The sequence below is a fragment of the Phycisphaeraceae bacterium genome (assembly GCA_015709595.1).
GTDB lineage: Bacteria > Planctomycetota > Phycisphaerae > Phycisphaerales > SM1A02 > CAADGA01.
In genome coordinates, this window is sequence record CP054178.1 from 3102279 (window position 1) to 3120836 (window position 18558).

The window sequence follows — 18558 nt, forward strand, 5'->3', positions numbered from 1 at the left end:
CGGATGCCGATCGAGGTGCGAGAAAAGTTCGAGTCCCGCCGCCTGGTGAAGGCCGCCAACGGCGCCAACTCCTCGGCGGAGCTGGCGTACATCGTGCTCGGCACGGACAACGACATCGCCGCGCGCGACGCCCTCGAGGCCGAGGCCCCGACCAACTACGCCACGCTGCCCCGCCAGAGCGTGCAGATCGAGCCGCTGGGCCCGGGCCTGTGGGACGGCGTGGTCCGGTACGCCCTCGCGGGGGGCGGCGGCGGGGGCGGCCTGCCCACCGGCGAGTCGTCATTCCAGTTCGACACCGGCGGGGGCACGCAGCACATCACCCAGTCGCTGGCCACCGTGCAGCGCATCCCCGCGCCGGGCATGGTCGCGCCCGACTTCCAGGGGGCCATCGGCGTCAGCGCTGACGGCGTCGAGGGGATCGACATCACCGTCCCCGTCTACCACTTCGCCGAGACGCACTACAAGCCCGACGTCCAGATCACGGGCGCGTACAAGGGCGTCCTCTTCAACCTCACCGGCAAGGTCAACGGCGACTCCTTCCGCGGCTTTGCCCCCGGCGAGGTGCTCTTTATGGGCGCGAGCGGCTCGAAGCGCGGCAGCGGCACCGAGGCCGACTGGGAGATCACGTACCGCTTCGCCGCCAGCCCCAACGTGACGGGGCTGTCGATCGGCCCGATCAACGGCATCAACAAGAAGGGGTGGGAGTACCTGTGGGTGCGGTACAGCGACCAGGAGGACACCGCCGCCAAGGCGCTGGTGAAGCGCCCCATCGCGGCCTACGTCGAGCGCGTGTACGAGAGCGGGAGTTTCGCGGCATTGCAGTTGGGATGACCCCCACGAGAAGACATGGGTGACGACCTCCGCAAAGTCCGGCCCGGCGATCCGCTCCGCATCCCCGCGCGGGCGTACAACGCCTTCGTCGATGCGGCGCTGGAGTCGAGGCGTCGCCAGCAGGACCGCCGCGCCGGTGAACTGTGGGACGGCGGGCGCTCCTTCATCGGCGGGGGCGTCGTGGCCGTGCGCAACGACAGCGGCGCGGACCTGGAGCGCTACCACGCCCTGGCCATCGACAGGCCGCTCTTTCTTCCCGGCGAGGACGGCCCGGAGAAGTCCTTCCAGAACCGCCTGGCCTTCAAGGGCATCACGCCCACCGACGCGACGCGCCCGGGCTCCTTCGCCATCGCCCGCGAGCCGATCCCGCAGGGCCAGGTCGGCCTGTGCGTCGTCCACGGCGTCACGCCCGCGCGGGTGCTCATCGAGGACGAGGAGCACGCCTTCGCCGAGGTCGCCCCCGACGAGACGGTACTCACCTCCGCGGGCTCGGGCGGCACCGTCATCCTCTGGAAGGAGGAAGGCGTCGGCGAGAAATGGGCGCTGGTCGAGGTGGGACGGCCTCGTGGGGGCCGGATCGTCGCCATTCTCGGCGAGGCCCGCGAGATCGAGGGCGAGCGCTTCCGCTGGCGCTACCCGTGGACCGAGGCCGCCATCGACGGCGACCCCGGCAGCGACACCTTCGGTCGGTACATCGCGCTGGAGGAAGGGCTGTCCTCCAAGGGCCCCGGCGGCGAGGAGGACCCGGCGCGCTGGGCGGTCAACAGGTTCGAGAGCCACCACAGCGAGGTGCCCGAGGAAGAACCCGAAGGCACCGACGGCTTCGGTGGCGTGCGCTCCCTCTTCGTGCCCGGGCAACTCGACCCGCAGGACCCCGCGGGCTACTGCCCGCGCAAGGCCGCGGTGCCGATGCTGCGCCCCATCCTCAAGGGCGTCGCGGTCGAGATGTTCGCCGAGCGCGACACGCGCGGCAAGACGGTCTGGGCGTTCCAGGCCCTCAACGGAATGGAGCTGGTCGAGTTCGATGTCCCGGTGTGGCTCTATGTCTGACCCCCACGAGGTTATCCCGGTTGACCTGGAAGCCCGCCGAGAGCACGAGCGGAGGAAGTACGTCGCGCTCATGCCCACCGGCTACGGCTCGACCAATCACGGGCGGCTCGCGTACCGGCTCGTCCAGGGATTCAAGCCCCGGTTCGTCGTGGATTTCGGCTGTGGCCGGAACCTCTTCATCCAGCACCTGCGGCGGCTGGGGATCGACGGGCTCGGCATCGACTTCGCCTTCCCGGAGGCGGACATCGTCGCGCCCATGCACCGCGTGCCGGTCTCCGCGGGCATCGCCGACGCGGTGACGTCCTTCGACGCCCTCGAGCACGTGCTCCCCGAGGAGGTGGACGAGGTCCTCGACGAGATGCGGCGGATCGCGGTGCCCGGCGGTCGGTTCGTATTCTCGATCTGCACGCGTGAGAGCAAGACGAAGGTCAACGGCGAGGGCCTGCACCCGACGGTGCGGCCTCTCAAGTGGTGGCTCGACCGGATCGGCCGCGTCGGCACGGTGCGCCAGGGACTGGGTGCGCCTCGTGGGGGGTACATCGCAGGGGTGTTCAACCATGCATGAGGGCTTCTCATGAGAGAGAACGGGGGCGACATCGCGGCGTTGCAGTCGGGGCTCAAGCAGCGCAGGCCGGCGCGGAGCGGCGTGCGCCTCTACACCGCCGACTTCGATTCTGTCTCCCTCTGCGACTTCTATCGGAGTCGCTCGGCGTTCCTGATCCTCTCGGGACCGTCGCTCGCCCAACTCGACCTGTCGCGGCTCAACCAGCGCGGCATCGTCACGATGGCCGTCAACAACGCCTGGGCCGTGCATCGTCCGACGCTGTGGACGTGCGTGGACGACCCCGGCCGCTTCATCGACACGGGCTGGAAGGACCCCGGCATCCTGAAGATCGTGCCCGTCTCGCACTTCGACAAGCGACTGCGCGTGCAGAACCCCGATGGCTCGTTCCGTGCGAGCGCGTTCAAGGTGCGGCAGATGCCGGGCGTGCTCTTCTACCGCCGCAGCGACCACTTCGACCACAGCCGATTCCTCAAGGCCGACACCATCAACTGGGGCCAGGACGGCGAGCACACGGACTCGCTGGGGATCAAGGGCAAGCGGAGCGTCATGCTCGCCGCGCTGCACCTGCTCCATTACCTGGGCTTCCGCACGGTCTACCTGCTCGGCTGCGACTTCAAGATGGCCCGCGACCGGCGCTACGCCTTCGACGAGCACCGCAGCAAGGACGCGATCCGCCACAACAACATCCTGTACGAGAGCCTCCAGAAGCGCTTCGAGGCCCTGAAGCCGCACTTCGAGCAGCACCGCTTCCGCGTGCTCAACTGCGCGCCCGACCCCGAGTCGTGCGCCCTGAAAGCGTTCGAGTTCGTGCCCTTCGAGCGGGCCGTGGCGGACGCGGCCGCCGAGTGCTCGAAACCCATCAGCACCGCCGGGTGGTATCAGCCCGCCAACCCAACGCAGGAGAACCAGGGATGAGCGACGAGCCACGCCGGTACTTCCTCTACATCCCCGTGTGGGCCTCCACCGGCGGCCCCGGCGGCTCGGGTTCGGGCTCCGGCTCGTCGGGCAGTTCGGAGAGTTCCTCGTCGGGCTCGTCCTCGTCCAGCGGGAGCAGTTCGTCGGGTTCGTCAAGCGGGTCATCCAGCAGCGGCTCGGGCTCGTCGAGCGGCTCGTCCGGCGCTTCGAGCGGCGCGAGCAGCGGGGCCAGCAGCGGTGCGTCGAGCGGCGCATCGGGCAGTTCCGGTGCGGGCAGCAGCGGCGCGTCCAGCGGTGGCGGCGGCAGTTCGGGCGCATCGGGCGGCTCCGCCAGCGGCGGGTCTGGGAGCGGCGGATCGGGCAGCGGCGGCTCCGGAGGCGGAGGCTCGGGCGGAGGAGGATCGGGGGGCGGGGGCGGCGGAGGAGGAGGTGGCGGTGGCGGCGGAGGCGGGGGTGGCGGTTCGAACTGCCTGCTCTTCGGCACGCTCGTCCGCCTGGCCGACGGCCGCGTCACCACGATCGAGAACCTCAAGCCCGGCGACAGCGTCGCCACCATCAAGGTCCCCGGCCTCGAGGTCGACGTCCCCTACCGCGCCCAGTACCAGTGGCTCTCTCACCACGGTATGCGCGGCACGATCCCGACCGTCGGGCGCGTGGCCAGCGTGAAACTCGGCGAGCACACCGGCTTCGTGGTCATTAACCGCCGGATCAAGGCCACGCCTGAACACCCGTTCCTGATGCGCCGCGGCGATGAGTGGGGATTCACGTCGGCCGAGCTGCTCAAGAGGGGCGACTACCTGATCGGCGAGCGACTCGCCGAGGAACTCGTCGAGACCATCGAGCGGATCGACGCGCCAACCCGCACCGTGGCCATCCACATCCCCGGCACGAACACGTTCTCGGCCGAGGGCGTCTGGGTCCACAACGACATGCCCGCGACGGCCCACTCCTCTGGCTCCGGCTCGAGTTCCAGCGGCTCGGGCTCCGGTTCCGGCAGCGGCTCGTCGGCCAGCAGCAGCGGCTCGTCGGCCAGCAAGTCCAGCGGCTCGTCGATGTCGTCGAGCTCCTCCTCCGGCTCCGCCAGCGGCAGCGGCTCCAGCAGCCAGTCCAGCGGCGGACCGGGAGGGACTTACTCGATCTGAAGTTGAACGGATACGAGCACGGGGCCTCAAACGCACGCGATTCCGTCCCTTCCGGGATTGAATCTCGGCAATTCCCGTCCAAATACCGATCGATGTGGGTATCTCGTTTTAGACCATCGGGTGATCGGATTGACATGGCTATCGCACATGTTATACTGATGGCCATGACGAGCAGGCGTTCGCCGGAAATCCCGAGTGACTACCCGACTCGCGTGAGGAGACTGCGGGACCGCCTGGGCCTCACGCAGGTCGAACTCGCGAGCCGACTCGGTGTGGCCTTTGCAACCGTGAACCGGTGGGAGAACGGCCAGACCTCCCCGTCGCCGCTCTCCTGGCAGCAGCTCGTCCGGATGGACGAGGGGAACGCTGAGGAGCAGTCGTCAGTTACCACCGCCGTTGCTGCCCCCTCGCTCGACTTTACTGGCTCATCCGACGTTGTGCGTGCACTGGCGGAAGGCGAGCGTCTGAGTTTCGGGCACCTCTTCAATCCCGCGTTCGCCACAGAAATCTCGCAGATCGACCCGCTGCCACACCAGCGGATTGCGGTGTACGAGCACATGCTGTCGCAGTCGCCGCTCCGCTTCTTGCTGGCTGACGACGCAGGCGCGGGCAAGACGATCATGACGGGCCTGTACTTGCGGGAGATGAAAGCCCGGCGACTCCTGCGGCGGATCCTCATCGTCCCGCCCGCGGGCCTCATCGGGAACTGGCAGCGCGAGTTGCGGACGCTGTTCGACATGGACTTCCGGATCATCACCGGGGCTGATGCCCGCGACGAGAATCCGTTCATCGGCGAGGGTAGTGATCGACTGATTGTGAGCGTGGACACGCTTGCCGGGGCGAGAATGTTCGCCCGCCTGCGCGAGCAGGGGGTGTTGCCGTACGACCTCGTGGTCTTCGATGAAGCACACAAACTGTCCGTTGATCGAGGGGCAGACCTGCGTGTACGGAAGACGGAGCGGTACAAACTTGCCGAGGCTCTTGCTGGCGTGACGGGCTTGGACGATGCGTGGCGGCTGCCGTGGACCGTGCAACACCTCCTTCTCCTCACAGCGACTCCACACCAAGGAAAGGACTATCCCTACTACGCCCTGTGGAGACTCCTTCTCCCCGAAGTGCTCTCCACGCCGGAGGCATTCGAGCAGTATCCGACCGACCGCAAGGCCGCCCACTTCATTCGGCGCACGAAGGAGGAGATGGTCCACCTGAGCGGAGCTCCGCTCTATCCGAAGCGGATCTCGGACACGCTCGGGTACGACCTGTCGCAGGGCGAGGTCAGCGAGCAGTCCCTCTACGACGAGACGACCGAGTACATGCGGCATGTCTACAACCGGGCGAAGGTGCTGAACCGATCGGCGGCTCGCTTGGCCATGAGCGTCTTGCAGCGGCGGCTTGCCAGTTCAACCTACGCGCTCCTCCGCTCGTTTGAACGTCGCATCGAGAAACTCGACGACCTGATCCGCCAGATCCAGCAGGGCAAACTGACCGAGGAGCAGATGGTCGTCTTGCAGCGGCGGCTCGCCGAAGAGAAGGACCTTCTTGACACGACCACGGCCGACGAAGAGGAGACGAAGAACGGCCGCGAAGAGCACGAACTGTCCGAGGAGCGGCTGCTCGCGGGCGTTGTTGCCGCGTCGCTCGCCGACCTCGTCGTGGAGCGCGAGCAGGTCGTCAACCTCCGCGAACTCGCCAAGAAGGTCCACGCCAAGGGGGAGGAATCGAAGTTCGACAAACTCCGTGAGGTGCTCACGCAGGATCGGTTCGCGGGCGAGAAATTCATCATCTTCACCGAGCACCGCGACACGCTGGCGTACCTGATCAACCGGCTTGGAGGCATGGGCTACACGGGGCAGATCGCCCAGATCCACGGCGGCATGGACTACCTCCAGCGCCAGGACGAGGTTGAACGGTTCCGCAGGCCGCACGCAGACGGTGGAGCTCGCTTCATGATCTGCACGGATGCCGCGGCCGAAGGCATCAACCTCCAGTTCTGCTGGATCATGATCAACTTCGATGTGCCGTGGAACCCGGCCCGCCTCGAGCAGCGCATGGGCCGCATCCATCGGTACGGCCAGAAGCACGACCCGGTGCACATCATCAACCTCGTCGCGCCGAGCACCCGCGAAGGCCTGGTGATCGAAACGCTGCTCAAGAAACTCGAAGCGATCCGTCTCTCGCTCGGCAGCGACAAGGTCTTCGACTCCATCGGGCGGCTCTTCGAGGGGCTCTCGATCAAGGACTACATGGAGCGGGCGGTCGTCGGCGACAAGGACGCCGTCGCCAGAGAGCTGGCAGGCCGCCTGACCGACGAGCAGGTCGCGGCGCTCGAATCGCGCGACCGGATGCTCTACGGCGACGGGGGCGACGTGAAACGCCAGTTGCCCCGGTTGCGCGAGGACCTGGAGCGAGAGGCCTACTGCCGATTGCTCCCCGGCTACGTGCGGCAGTTTGTCGAGAACGCCGCGCCGCTCGTCGGTCTCAAGATCGATGGGGACATGGACGCCGAGTTTGCCTTTGTGCCGACCGAGCCGGGCGCGGGGTCCGCTGTCTTTCATGCGCTCGACGTCTACCCCGCCCAGCGCCAGCGACGGCTCACCGTCGTGCGCCCCGAGCAGCGCGACCAGGCCGTCTGGATTCACCCCGGCGAGCCTGTGTTCGAGCGGTTCCGCGCAACGGTCAGAGATCAACGAGGCGACGAGGCGCTCCGTGGAGCAGTGTTTGTCGATCCGACCGCCGATCGGCCATATCTCTTCCACCTCGCCCTCACCAACGTCGTCCGCCAGGCGGACCCGGAACTTCCGGACCTCGCGAACGAAGAGCCGATCGAGTGCCGACTCATCGGTGTCAAGCAGTACGAGGGCGCTGAGGTTTCGCTCTGCCCCGTGGAACATCTTCTCCTGCTCAAGGGTGGGCGCGGCATCCCGGGCGCAGCCGCGCAGCGGCTGGCCGTCCGCGCGCCGACACTCAAAGAGCAGGCCGAGGCCTTCGTTGTCGAGCGAGTGAGCCGCGACATGGCGACAAAGCATCGCCGGCAACTCCTGGACACACTGGCCGAGCGCGAACGATTCATGCAGCGCGGCTTTGACTACCAGGAAGCCGAACTCGCCGCGGCCCGCGTCAAACTCTCCGAGAAGGCCCGCTCCGGCAACGCCGCGGCCGCCAAGGCCCTCGCCGAGATCAAGGACCAGCAGCGGTCGCTGGCCGATCGGCGGCGCCTCGCCCTGGCTTCGATCCGCCGCGAGCCCGAACTGGTGACCCCGGGCAGCGTGACCTTCCTCGCCCATGCGCTCGTGGTTCCCTCCACCGACCCCGAAGACCGCAAGCGTCACGATGCGGAAGTCGAGCGGGTGGCGATGGACCTGGCGCGGGCGTTCGAGGAGGCCGCCGGCGCGAGAGTTGTCGACGTATCCACGCCGACGCTGGCACGCGCCGCGGGGCTCACCGACAACCCCGGCTTCGACCTGCTGGCGATCTACGAGGGCGGCGAACGCCGGGCCATCGAGGTCAAGGGCCGCGCCGGTACGGGCGATGTCGAGGTTTCCAGCAACGAGTGGGCCCGCGCGGCGAACCTGCGGAGCGGCTACTGGCTCTACGTCGTCTATGACTGCGCGTCGCCCGCGCCGCGTCTCGTGCGCGTGCGAGACCCCTTCGCTACTCTGCTGGCACGGGCAAAGGGGAGCGTGCTCATTGGTGCAAGGGCGGTGAGCGAAGCGGCGGAGGACTGAGCCTGCGGGTCTGCAAGACCCTTGAACGGAGTGCAATCATGGCATTTGAGAATCGAATCGCCCTCATCAAGAAGATCCAAGACCTGCGAGGCTCCACGGTCATCTGTTACCTCACGAGCCTGCGCCCCAATGCCCCGGCCCAGATGGCCGACGATTCGGTGCGCGTCGTGTTCGACCATCTCCTGAGGTTCCAGCAGCGACCGATCGAGCAACTCGACATCTTCCTGGTGAGCAATGGGGGCAGCGGCACGGTCCCGTGGCGGCTCGTGTCCGTGTTCCGGGAGTTCTCGAAGTCGTTCTCGGTTCTCATTCCTTACCGCGCCTATAGCGCCGCATCGCTACTCGCGCTCGGTGCTGATGAGATCGTGATGCACCCCTTCGGCGAACTCGGCCCCATCGATCCGACGGTGTCGAACGACTACAACCCCGTTGAGCCGGGCACCGGCCGCCGGATCGGCATCAGCGTGGAAGATGTCCGGGCCTACGTGAACTTCGTGAAGTCTGTGGGGATTTCCCACGAAGACGAACTGGTGAAGACGATCGAGATCCTGGCGAACAAGGTCCACCCGCTGGCACTGGGCAACGTCGAGCGGTTTCTCGCCCAGTCTCGGATGATCGCCACGAAGATCATGCGCACGCACATGCGGAACGCGGACGATCACACGATCAAGGACATCGTGGAGAACATGGCATCGAAGTTGTACTTTCACGGGCACCCGATCAACCGGCGAGAGGCGAAGGAAGACCTCAAGCTCAAGGTCAATAGCGACCTGCCGCCGGAACTCGAGACGGCGATGTGGGACCTATACCTCGACTACGAGGTCGAGTTCGAGAACCTCTCGGTGTTCAATCCGCACGCAGAACTGTCTGCGATGCCTGACCCGCAGCCCCCCGCGCAGGGTCAGCCTGCACCGCAGAAGGTCAAGACCTTCGACCTGATCCACGCGATCGTGGAGAGTTCGCCGCTCTCAAGCAAGCACGTCACTCGCCGGCGGTACCAGATGCTTCCGAGCCCGCCGGGACAGGTGATGATCCAGGAGGAGATTTTGTCGCAAGCTTGGAGTCATTCACCGGCACCCGCGGCGGCGAGCCCGTCGGGACCGTCGTCGTCATCGCCTGCGGGTGCTCAACCGGCCGGGAAGAAGGCGCGGGCGAAGCCGGGCCGGAAGTCCCGACCTGCCAAGGGGTAGACCGGCTCCCAGAGTTGCCCGTGGAGAACACCATGCTCGTTGAGATCACTCGCGTCGCCATAGCACACGTCCGACCAGCCTCTGAACGAGCCCGTCCGTGGGTCGCTCTCGGCTTCCAGGGTATCGGCCGCCATGCCTCCGGAGCCTGAATCCCGGTTCGTAAAGAGTAACCGATGGTTCCCGTTCATTCAACCCGTACCGATCCCGAAGGTTGCTGCTGCCCCGATAACCCGGCTGAAACGCCCATGAAAAGTGCCTGAACCACCCATGACCGACTTCCCCCGCCTCATCGAGCACGCCTTCCCCCTCAAGCAGGCCTCGCTGGACTCCGTCCACGAGAAGAACGTCCGCCACGGGCACATCTCCACACTGCACATCTGGCCGGCCCGGCGCCCGCTCGCGGCGTGTCGCGCGGCGCTTATCGCCACGCTCCTGCCCGATCCTTCCGCCCAGCCCAAGCCAGACGGCATGAGCGATGCGCAGTGGGAGGAGGAGATCCGCCGCCGCCGCAGGGAACTCTGCGAGAAGATCGGCGGGCGCGTCGTCAAGCGGATCGAGAAGAAGAAGATGCCCAACGGCCAGACGGTCGAGCGGGTCAAGGAAGAGACCGAGGGCGGCATCCTGCACTGGGGCCGCGAGACCGAGAACGCCGAGACCCTCGAGTGGTTCCGCCAGGAGATCCGCAAGGCCTACGGCGGGCGGGCCCCCAAGGTGCTCGACCCCTTCGCCGGCGGCGGGGCCATCCCGCTCGAAGCCATGCGCCTGGGGTGCGAGGCCACGGCGGTGGACATCAACCCCGTCGCGTGGTTCATCCTCAAGTGCACGCTGGAGTACCCGCAGAAACTCGCCGGGCAGACGCGCCCGCTGCCGGAGTTCATCCTGCACGACGACGCCTTCATGACCGAGTTCTTCACGAAGGCCAAGGGGTACAGCAAGGCGGAGGCCGCCGCCGCCATCAAGCGGCTGCACGCCGGGAGCAAGAAGAAGCCCAAGCCCGGCGCGAAGCAGGCCGACGCCGGGCTGCTCTTCAGCCCGCCCGGGGGGGCGGAGGGGGCGGACAAGGAGATCCAGGCCGACCTGGCGTGGCACGTCCGCGCGTGGGGGCAGTGGGTGCTGGCACGGGCGAGGAAGGAACTGGCGCAGTACTACCCGACCTACGCCGACTTCGAGCCCATCAAGAAGGACCAGGTCGCCTACGAGCACCAGCCGATGCGCCTCGTGCCGCTGAAAGAGGACGGTACGCCGGACATCGAGTCGCTGAACGCCGAGTTCAGCCAGGAGTACCTGGAGGACAAGCGCAACCCGCGCTGGGTCGCCAAGCCGACGGTGGCGTACCTCTGGGCGCGCACCGTGAAGTGCAAGAACTGCCGGGCAACGGTGCCGCTGCTCAAGACGCGGTGGCTGTGCAAGAAGGCCAGCAAGCGCGTGCTCCTGACGATGGAGCCCAGCGCCGATCGCACGGGCGTGGTGTTCGGCATCGAGGCGAACGTGCCGACCAGGGGGGGCAATGCGGCCCAGAAGCGCGAGCACGACAAGCGCCTGGGGGCGGGCACGATGTCTAGGGCCGGGGTGAAGTGTCCTTGCTGCTCGACAATCATCACAATGAGCGACATCTCCCTAGACGGGCGCGAGGGTCGCATCGGTGAGGTCCTTTACTCTGTAGTTGTCGAGGGTCCAAAGGGCAAGGAGTATCGACTTCCCACGGAACACGAGCATCACACCGCTCATGTTACCGACTCAAGCCTCCAGCATATCTATGGGAAGCTCCCCGTCAGCGTGCCAGAAGACCGGATTGATCCGGCCAGCACACGATCAATTTCGTGCCATGAATATGGCCTGAACACCTACGCTTCACTGTTGACGTCTCGCCAGAAGGCGTTCGTCGGTACAATTGCGGGGGCAATCAGAAACATCGATATTGCGGGGCAGAGCGACGATCCGTGGTTTCGAGGTCTCGCAGCCTATATGGCGGCCGTTTTGGACAAGTGTTTGGATTATGGCAATACACTCGCATCGTGGTACACGCAAAACGAGCAGATTACCCATCTGTTTAATCGCTACGCGTTACCCATGAAGTGGGACTTTGCAGAGACATCGCCGATCGGTGGGGCATCGGGCAGTTGGATGTCAATGCTGGCATCTCTTAGTCGATCGGTCGGCGTCACTTCTCAGGCATTGGCGGACGGTACAAAGAGCGCGAGCGTAGACAATCGCTCCGTGCTGGATTGGAGCTCTGACCATGTCTATGACGCCGTCGTGACAGATCCACCGTACTACCAAGCGGTGTCGTATGCTGATCTCTCCGATTTCTTCTACGTCTGGTTGCGACTGATTTACGCTGATCGCATCGATTCATTTCGCGAGGCACTGACGCCGAAGGAAGGCGAGATCGTTCAACACATCCGTTCAGACAAGGATCGAGAGGACGAACGCAGGAAGTACGAAGATTGGATGGCGCAAGCGTTCGCCAAGGTGTATGACCTGCTGCGTGAAGGTGGTCGCTTCGCAATTGTGTTTGCGCACAAGGACCCGATGGCATGGGAAACGTTGGCGGCTGCGATCATTCGCGCTGGCTTTACGGTTGATGCGAGCTGGCCCATTCAAACAGAGATGCCGAATCGCAGTCGCGGCTTTGGACTCTCGGCGCTATCGACGTCGATCTGGCTGATTGCTCAGAAGCGAAGCAGGGCCGCCCGCCCCGGCTGGGACAACCGCGTGCTCGAAGAGATGCGTGCCAACATCGCGGTCCAACTGCGCGAGTTCTGGGATGCGGGCATACGCGGCCCCGACTTCGTGTGGGCCGCCACCGGCCCCGCGCTGGAGGCCTACAGCAAGCACCCCGTCGTCCGCAAGGCCAACGAGCCCAACGCCACCATGAGCGTGGGCGAGTTCCTCAACCACGTCCGCCGCATGGTCGTCGATTTCGTCGTTGGGCGAGTGCTCACCGGCGAGCAGGGCGCGGACCTGGCCGCGGCCGACCGGCTCGACGAGGTGACGGCCTACTACCTGCTGCACCGGCACGACTTCGGGATGGATGAGGCCCCCGTCGGCGCGTGCATCTTGTACGCGACGGCGTGCGGGCTGTCGGATGCCGAACTGGAGCGGTCGTGGGACATCCTCGTCGGCGCGGGGGGCGGGGGCGATGCCCAGGCCGACGACCTCGGCGAGGATGAGGACGCCGAGGGCGACGACGGCGACGCCGACATGGCGGGCGGCGAGGGCGGCGGCAGCAAGGTGAAACTGAAGGCGTGGAGCCAGCGGAAGGGGCGGAGTTTGGGCTACGAAGCCCCCGAGGGCAAGGCCGTGCCGCTGATCGACCGCATCCACCGGCTGATGCACCTGTGGAAGGACGGCGACCTGCACAAGGTGGACGAGTACATCGACGAGCACGGGCTGCGGCGGAACGAGTTGTTCAAGCGGGTGGTGCAGTCGCTGATCGAACTCTCGACCAACAGCGAGCGGTCGCTGCTGGAGAGCATCAGCAACCACATCGGGGCGAAGGGCGCGGTGCGTGACCGCGGGCCGGAGTTGTTCGAGGTACGCGCAAGCCAGTGAAAGATGGACGCCCGCTTTCGCGGGCGTCGGGCCGTGCCTCTCGACACGGCGGGGTGACTGGGTTGATCGGACAGAAGCATACCGCGGCCTGAGCGCGGCGTCACGGCAAAGGATGGATCGCATGGCAAAGCAACCCTGGAAGGCCTGGCACGAGGTGGTCCGACTGCGGGAGGACCTGCGGTCGGGCGACCTGCCCCTGCACATGTTCGCCGCGGACCTGTACGAGGTCATGATGCAGAACGGGAAGCGGCCGATCTACGAGAAGCCGGAGGAGTTCTTCGCGCTGACCTTCCCGACGCACAACCTGCGGAACCTGGTGAAGGACGTGGTGCTGCGGCTGGCGGGGAAGAACGACAAGGCGGTTCGCCAACTGGAACTGACCTACGGCGGCGGCAAGACGCACACGCTGATCACGATGCGGCACCTGGTGCACGACCCGGCCAGGTTGCCGCACCTGCCCGCGGTGCGGGAGTTCATGGAGACGATCGGGCAGGATCTGCCGCGGGCGCGGGTGGCGGCGCTGTGCTTCGACAAGATCGACGTGGAAACGGGGTGCGAGGTCCGATCTCCCGACGGCGCGGTGCGCCGCCTGAAGCACCCCTGGAGCATCCTGGCGTATCAGGTCGCGGGCGATGATGGGCTGAAGTTGATGAGCGCCAAGGGCGTCGCCGAGGAGCGGGAGACGCCGCCCGCCGAGAACACGCTGACCGACCTGCTGTCGTTGCCGTCCAGGCAGGGCATGGGGACGCTCGTGCTCCTCGACGAGGTGCTGCTGTACGCGAAGGTGAAGATCCGCTCGGAGCCGGGTTGGATCGACATCCTCACGTCGTTCTTCCAGTACCTGACGCAGGCGGCGGCGAAGGTGAACCGTTGCTGCATCGTGGCGTCACTGCTGTCGAGCGATCCGAAAGACCAGGCAGATGACCTGGGCAAGCGCATTGTGTCTGATCTGTACGACATTTTCCAGCGTCAGCGCGAGGAGGCCGTGCAGCCGGTGGAGAAGGACGACGTGGCCGAGGTGCTGCGCCGGCGGCTGTTCGACCCCGTATCGGGCCAGGACCGCGATAGTTGGCGGCAGCATGTCATCGCCGCGCTCAAGGGGATCACGCCGCTCGACGAGCAGACGGGGAAGGCCGGGGCGAGCGCGGAGGAGCGATACCTCAAGAGTTACCCCTTCCACCCCGAGTTGACCGAGGTCTTCTACACCAAGTGGACGACGATTGATCGGTTCCAGAAGACCCGCGGCGTGCTGCGCACGTTTGCGCTGGCGCTGCGCGAGGCCGAGAATTGGGACGATTGCCCGCTGGTGGGCCCGGCGGTGTTCCTGAACTCGCCGAAGCAGGGTGGGCTTTCTGAGGCAGCGCGAGAGCTCGTGCTGATTGCCGACACCACCGTCACGGATGGTCAGGCGACGAGGTGGACCGGCATCATCCAAAGCGAACTCGACGTTGCCAAGCGTGTGCAGGCGGACTCCGTCGGGCTGAGAGTCCGCGAGGTCGAGCAGGCGGTCATCGCGACGTTCCTCCATTCGCAGCCGGCCGGCCGGAGCGCGAAGACCCGGGACCTTATGCTCCTGGTCGGTCCATGCCGCCCCGACAAGATCGAGTTGGAGAAGGGGCTGGCCCGCTGGGCGCGGAGCAGTTACTGGCTCGATGATGGCGATCTGCCCGAGAAGGACGGGCAACTTCCGACCGAGTGGCGGCTCGGGAACCGCCCGAACTTGACTCAGATGCAGGCCGCGGCGGCGGCGCAGATCTCCGATGACGTCGTCAAGGCCAAGATGCTCGAGGAGATCGGACGAACCAAGGCGCTCACGAGTGGGGCCTCCGCGTTCGGCGTCCGCGTCCACACGCTTCCTACCAAGCCTCGCGACATCGAGGATGACGGCCTGTTCCACTACGCCGTGCTGCCGCCGAGCGCCGCGTCGGACTCGGGCAAGCCCAGCGCGGAGGCGAAGCGGTTCCTTGACGAGACGACCGGCAGCGACAAGCCGCGCGTGTACCGCAACGCTGTCCTGTTGCTGGCGCCTTCGCGCGAGGGGCTCGACGTGGCCCACGCGCGGGTCCGCGACCAGCTCGCATGGGAACGTGTCCTCGATGACCTGACACCGAAGAACGATGAGGATCGCAAGCAAAAGGGGTCTGTGGATGTGGCCCGCCTGCAGACGCTCAAGATCAACATCGACAAGGCTCGCGCCCGCGTGCCGGAGGCGATCCGCCAGGCGTACTGCATCGTCGTGACGGTCTCAGAGAAGGACGAGGCGCAGGCCTTCAAGGTCACGGTGACCGACGAGCCGCATTTCGACACCATCAAGGGCGATTCACGCTCCCGCGTTCAGGACACGGCGATCACCGCAGAAGCCTTGTTGCCCGACGGTCCGTACAACCTGTGGAAGGGTGGGGAGACGAGCCGGCGCGTGAAGGACCTGGCGGGCGCATTCGCCCAGTTGCCGCACCTGCCGAAGATGCTCAAGGCGCAGGCCATCGTCGAGACGCTGGTTGAGGGGTGCGTGCAGGGGACGTTCGTCCTGAAACTCACCCGGCCGGATCGCACGTTCCGGACCTGGTGGCGCAGCCGTCCGGACGAGGCCGCGCTGAACGACCCGGCACTCGAACTGGTCCTTCCCGAGGCGGCGGAACTTGGCGAGATTTCAGGCGAACTTTTAGCCCGGGGCACGCTGCCCGGTCTGTGGGCTTCGGATGAGATCACCGCTCACGATGTTCTTTCGTACTTCGACGGGTCCAAGGTCGTGCAGGTCGACCGCGGTGGCTTTCCCGAGCCGATGACGGTTCCGAAGGCGGCAGAGGTCGTCGTCAACGCCGCGATCTGCGAGGCTGTGGAACTTGGGAAGGTGTGGTTGATCTCCGGGCCGGCCAGCCTTCTGGGCGAGCCAATCCCCGCGGGTGTGTTGACGCCAACAGCGAGGCTCCGTCCCCCCCCCGCGACCCTGTCGGCGGCGTCGCTGCTCCCCGAGAATCTCCCCGCGGCCTGGCAGGATGGTTCGGCGTCCGCCCTGGCGCTCGCGAGTGCGCTCTCGCAGGCCGCTGGAGTCGCCTTGCCGTGGAAGACGATTCGAGACGCAATCTCCGGCGCACTCCAGGCTCGGTTCGTGGAACTGACGGACGATTCCAATGATTGGCCATGCGATCTTGTGGCCGCGAAGTCCATCCGGCTGAAGGTCGCAGCCGCCCAGGTGCCGTCGGGCGGGGGCGGAGGTGGCGGAACGGGTCGTCGCCCGCCGCCCCCGAACGTCTGCGTGGCTGAGGCGGACTTCGAACCTTCGCAAATCCAGGACCTTGGCGACGCGGTTCCTCGGCTCCTCGACATCAAGGCCAGAACCAATGTGTCGCTTCGATTCCACGTCCGCCTTGAGATCGGTGATGGTGTGACCGCACCCGATCCGAAGGTCGTGGAAGATGTGAATCGGGCTCTCGAAGGTCTGGGAGGCTCGTTCAAGGTGAACTGAGCACCCGCCGCGCATAAACACAATCGAGAGGGGATCGCGCTCTTCAGGAGGTGTTGCACACATGGCGCAGTACTCACCCAAGAAAGTCATCCGGAGCATCTCGAAGGCACTCTTGCAGCGGTACTTCGCTGGCCGCAGACTGCTCGGTGACTTCAAGTGGGGCGAGTACAAGGAGGGCGATCCCGACGCGATTGTCAAGGCGATGGAGGACCTGGAGACGGGTGACAGAGTGGCCGTGGACGCGGACTTCGCCACGGTCAGCGAGCTTGCCACCGACGGCGGGTCGCGACTGATCTACGAGGAGGCCTCATACTTGAAGAAGCCGTGGGTCAATAAGTTGGCCGACATGGCGAACGACATCGAGCGTGCGCTCCTCGCGTTGATCGAGGATCGGCAGCTCATCGAGACGGTCTTGGCTTGCAACGAGATGGACCGATTCGGCGAGAGCCGATGGCAGCGGTGGAACGTCGGCAAGCGGCTGCATGTGAACGATGACGACCAGCACAAGGACCGACTCGAGAATGCACTACGCGAGATCTTCAGGCACGAGGGTCGGGGCAAGCACTGCCATCTGGACCCCGTCGAGCGCCGCGATCCGGAGCGGTACTGCCTCTTTGCGTACCCGGAGGACTACCCCAAGACCGACCTCGGCTATGACAGCAAGGGCAAGTTCGCACGACAGATCCGTCGTACAGCCACCGAGATCATCTTCGTCTACCGGCGCGAGGACGGCGTGCTTGAAATGATCGCCGGCGGCGACCAGAAGCGCCGGGAGAAGATCGCCGAGGCCTTCTGCAAGGAGATCCTCGGACTCAAGATACTGCCCGATCCCCGCGCCAACCCTCCGTTCTCACTCGACGTGCTCAAACGTGGCGACTTCGCGTTCAAGACCGCCCCGGCCGACAACGTTGAACGGGTGGAACTTCGGCTCCTGCGCTTCGACCTGCCAGGGAAAGGGTATCGTCGCCTGGTGCTGTCGGGGCGTCCGACGCCGGACATGCCGAATGTCCTTCGGGGCATGATCGAAGAGGCCATCAACACGACCAAGGTACCACTCTCGGAGCTTCATGTGTCCCAGGCACGTCTGTCCTTTCGCTTCCGCGGGCAGAACGGCAAGCGTGGCAAGACGCTGACCTTCGAGGTCACGTACCCTGATCGGTGCAACCTGAAGGACCACGGACTCGATGTCGTGGCGAAGAAGTACCTGGTGGAGTGGAAGATCGCCAGTGCATGACGACTTTGGCAGGCTTCTGGCACGCGTGGAGCATCTGCGGGACGGCGTTCTGAGTCCGCAGGATGCACGGGCATGGCCGCGCGAGTGGCTGGCGTCGCTTGAGGCGCTGGGCATCGTCGAAGCGGCCGGCTTCGCCAACGAGATCGTCCTTGACGGCGGCGATCATGAGTGTTTCGCTCCGAACCTGGGATTCGAGAAGCATCCGCACGACCCGAACAGGCTGATCTGCGTTCATAGGTGCATGAACGGGTGCGGAAGGGTCATTCTGGAGCCGCGTGACTTTGAGCAGTGGCGGTTCAGCCTGCTCGGGCTCGCCGAGGCAGTTCGGTGCGCCATTGGAGCATCTGGAAGAGTCGTGGAGGACGCGCCGGGGCGCATCGTGCTGATCGGGACGGCGAGCGTCGCGGGCCAGGTGGGCGATGTCTTCCTGGGCTTCGGCCTTGCCCGGCCAGACGCCGCTGGGGTGGCCGCGTCAGCGACGCGGCTGGTGGCCTCCGACGGTCCAGCGTTGCTCTCGGTCGGCGTGAAGCCGGGCGACATCTGGTCGGTCGGCAAGCGGCCGATGACGGCGGTGCTCGCCGAGCACGCCCGCCTTGGCACCGAGGGGCTCGATCTCGACCTGGCCAAGGTCTTCCCAGCGTCAGGGCTGGTGGAAGTCAAACCGGACGCCTGGATCACCGTCACTGCCGCCGCGAAACTGCTGCTCGCCGACGTCTCGGGAATCGACCTCAACAAGGCAAAGGCCCGCGTGTCCAAGGCCGCTGGGGAGGGGCGGTTCCGCACCAACGGGAAGGACGGGCGCGACCGTCGCATCGATCGCGACTCGTTCAGTACCTGGCGGCTTGCGCAGCGCGAGAAGGACCTCGCAGCCTACGACTGATCCGT

At 66.0% G+C, this 18558-nt stretch carries 10 protein-coding genes and 2 pseudogenes; 11 read left to right on the top strand and 1 reads right to left on the bottom strand.

Annotated features, from left to right (window positions below):
* The first annotated feature begins 3 nt into the window (after window positions 1-3).
* The 4 genes from HRU76_13180 to HRU76_13195 are packed head-to-tail and all read left to right on the top strand — an operon-like array spanning window position 4 to window position 3361.
* The gene (locus HRU76_13180; GenBank protein QOJ18484.1) at window positions 4-831 is read left to right on the top strand and encodes a hypothetical protein; all 828 of its coding nucleotides are present in this window, start codon (window positions 4-6) and stop codon (window positions 829-831) included.
* 15 nt (window positions 832-846) lie between these two features.
* Entirely contained in the window at window positions 847-1881 is a 1035-nt protein-coding gene (locus HRU76_13185; GenBank protein ID QOJ18485.1) for a hypothetical protein, read from the top strand.
* The gene (locus HRU76_13190; GenBank protein ID QOJ18486.1) at window positions 1874-2446 is read left to right on the top strand and encodes a class I SAM-dependent methyltransferase; all 573 of its coding nucleotides are present in this window, start codon (window positions 1874-1876) and stop codon (window positions 2444-2446) included. The genes HRU76_13185 and HRU76_13190 overlap by 8 nt, the downstream gene beginning before the upstream one ends.
* Before the next feature lie 9 nt (window positions 2447-2455).
* Window positions 2456-3361, top strand: a complete 906-nt coding sequence (locus tag HRU76_13195; GenBank protein ID QOJ18487.1) for a hypothetical protein — start codon at window positions 2456-2458, stop codon at window positions 3359-3361.
* Window positions 3362-3695: 334 nt separating this feature from the next.
* Here the strand turns inward: HRU76_13195 and HRU76_13200 are convergent.
* Window positions 3696-3797 (bottom strand): annotated as a pseudogene (locus HRU76_13200) (DUF2497 domain-containing protein).
* 187 nt (window positions 3798-3984) lie between these two features.
* On the opposite strand from HRU76_13200, the gene HRU76_13205 reads away from it, so the two are divergent.
* The 7 genes and pseudogenes from HRU76_13205 (at window position 3985) to HRU76_13235 (ending at window position 18553) form a co-directional block, all read left to right on the top strand.
* Window positions 3985-4503 (top strand): hypothetical protein, encoded by a 519-nt coding sequence (locus HRU76_13205; GenBank protein ID QOJ18488.1) that lies wholly within the window; start codon window positions 3985-3987, stop codon window positions 4501-4503.
* Between the two features lie 134 nt (window positions 4504-4637).
* Window positions 4638-8228 (top strand): DUF3883 domain-containing protein, encoded by a 3591-nt coding sequence (locus HRU76_13210; protein ID QOJ18489.1) that lies wholly within the window; start codon window positions 4638-4640, stop codon window positions 8226-8228.
* A gap of 38 nt (window positions 8229-8266) precedes the next feature.
* A complete protein-coding gene (locus HRU76_13215; GenBank protein QOJ18490.1) occupies window positions 8267-9418 on the top strand; it encodes a hypothetical protein in 1152 nt (383 codons plus the stop codon).
* Window positions 9419-9685: 267 nt separating this feature from the next.
* Window positions 9686-9856 (top strand): annotated as a pseudogene (locus tag HRU76_13220) (DUF1156 domain-containing protein).
* A 3238-nt stretch (window positions 9857-13094) separates the two neighbouring features.
* Window positions 13095-16439 carry an ATP-binding protein gene (locus HRU76_13225; GenBank protein ID QOJ18491.1) on the top strand — a complete coding sequence of 1115 codons (3345 nt, stop codon included), beginning with the start codon at window positions 13095-13097 and terminating at the stop codon, window positions 16437-16439.
* Window positions 16440-16500: 61 nt separating this feature from the next.
* Window positions 16501-17673, top strand: a complete 1173-nt coding sequence (locus HRU76_13230; protein ID QOJ18492.1) for a hypothetical protein — start codon at window positions 16501-16503, stop codon at window positions 17671-17673.
* A gap of 25 nt (window positions 17674-17698) precedes the next feature.
* On the top strand, window positions 17699-18553 hold the full coding sequence (locus HRU76_13235) for a hypothetical protein (protein QOJ18493.1): 855 nt from the start codon (window positions 17699-17701) through the stop codon (window positions 18551-18553).
* Window positions 18554-18558 lie beyond the last annotated feature (5 nt).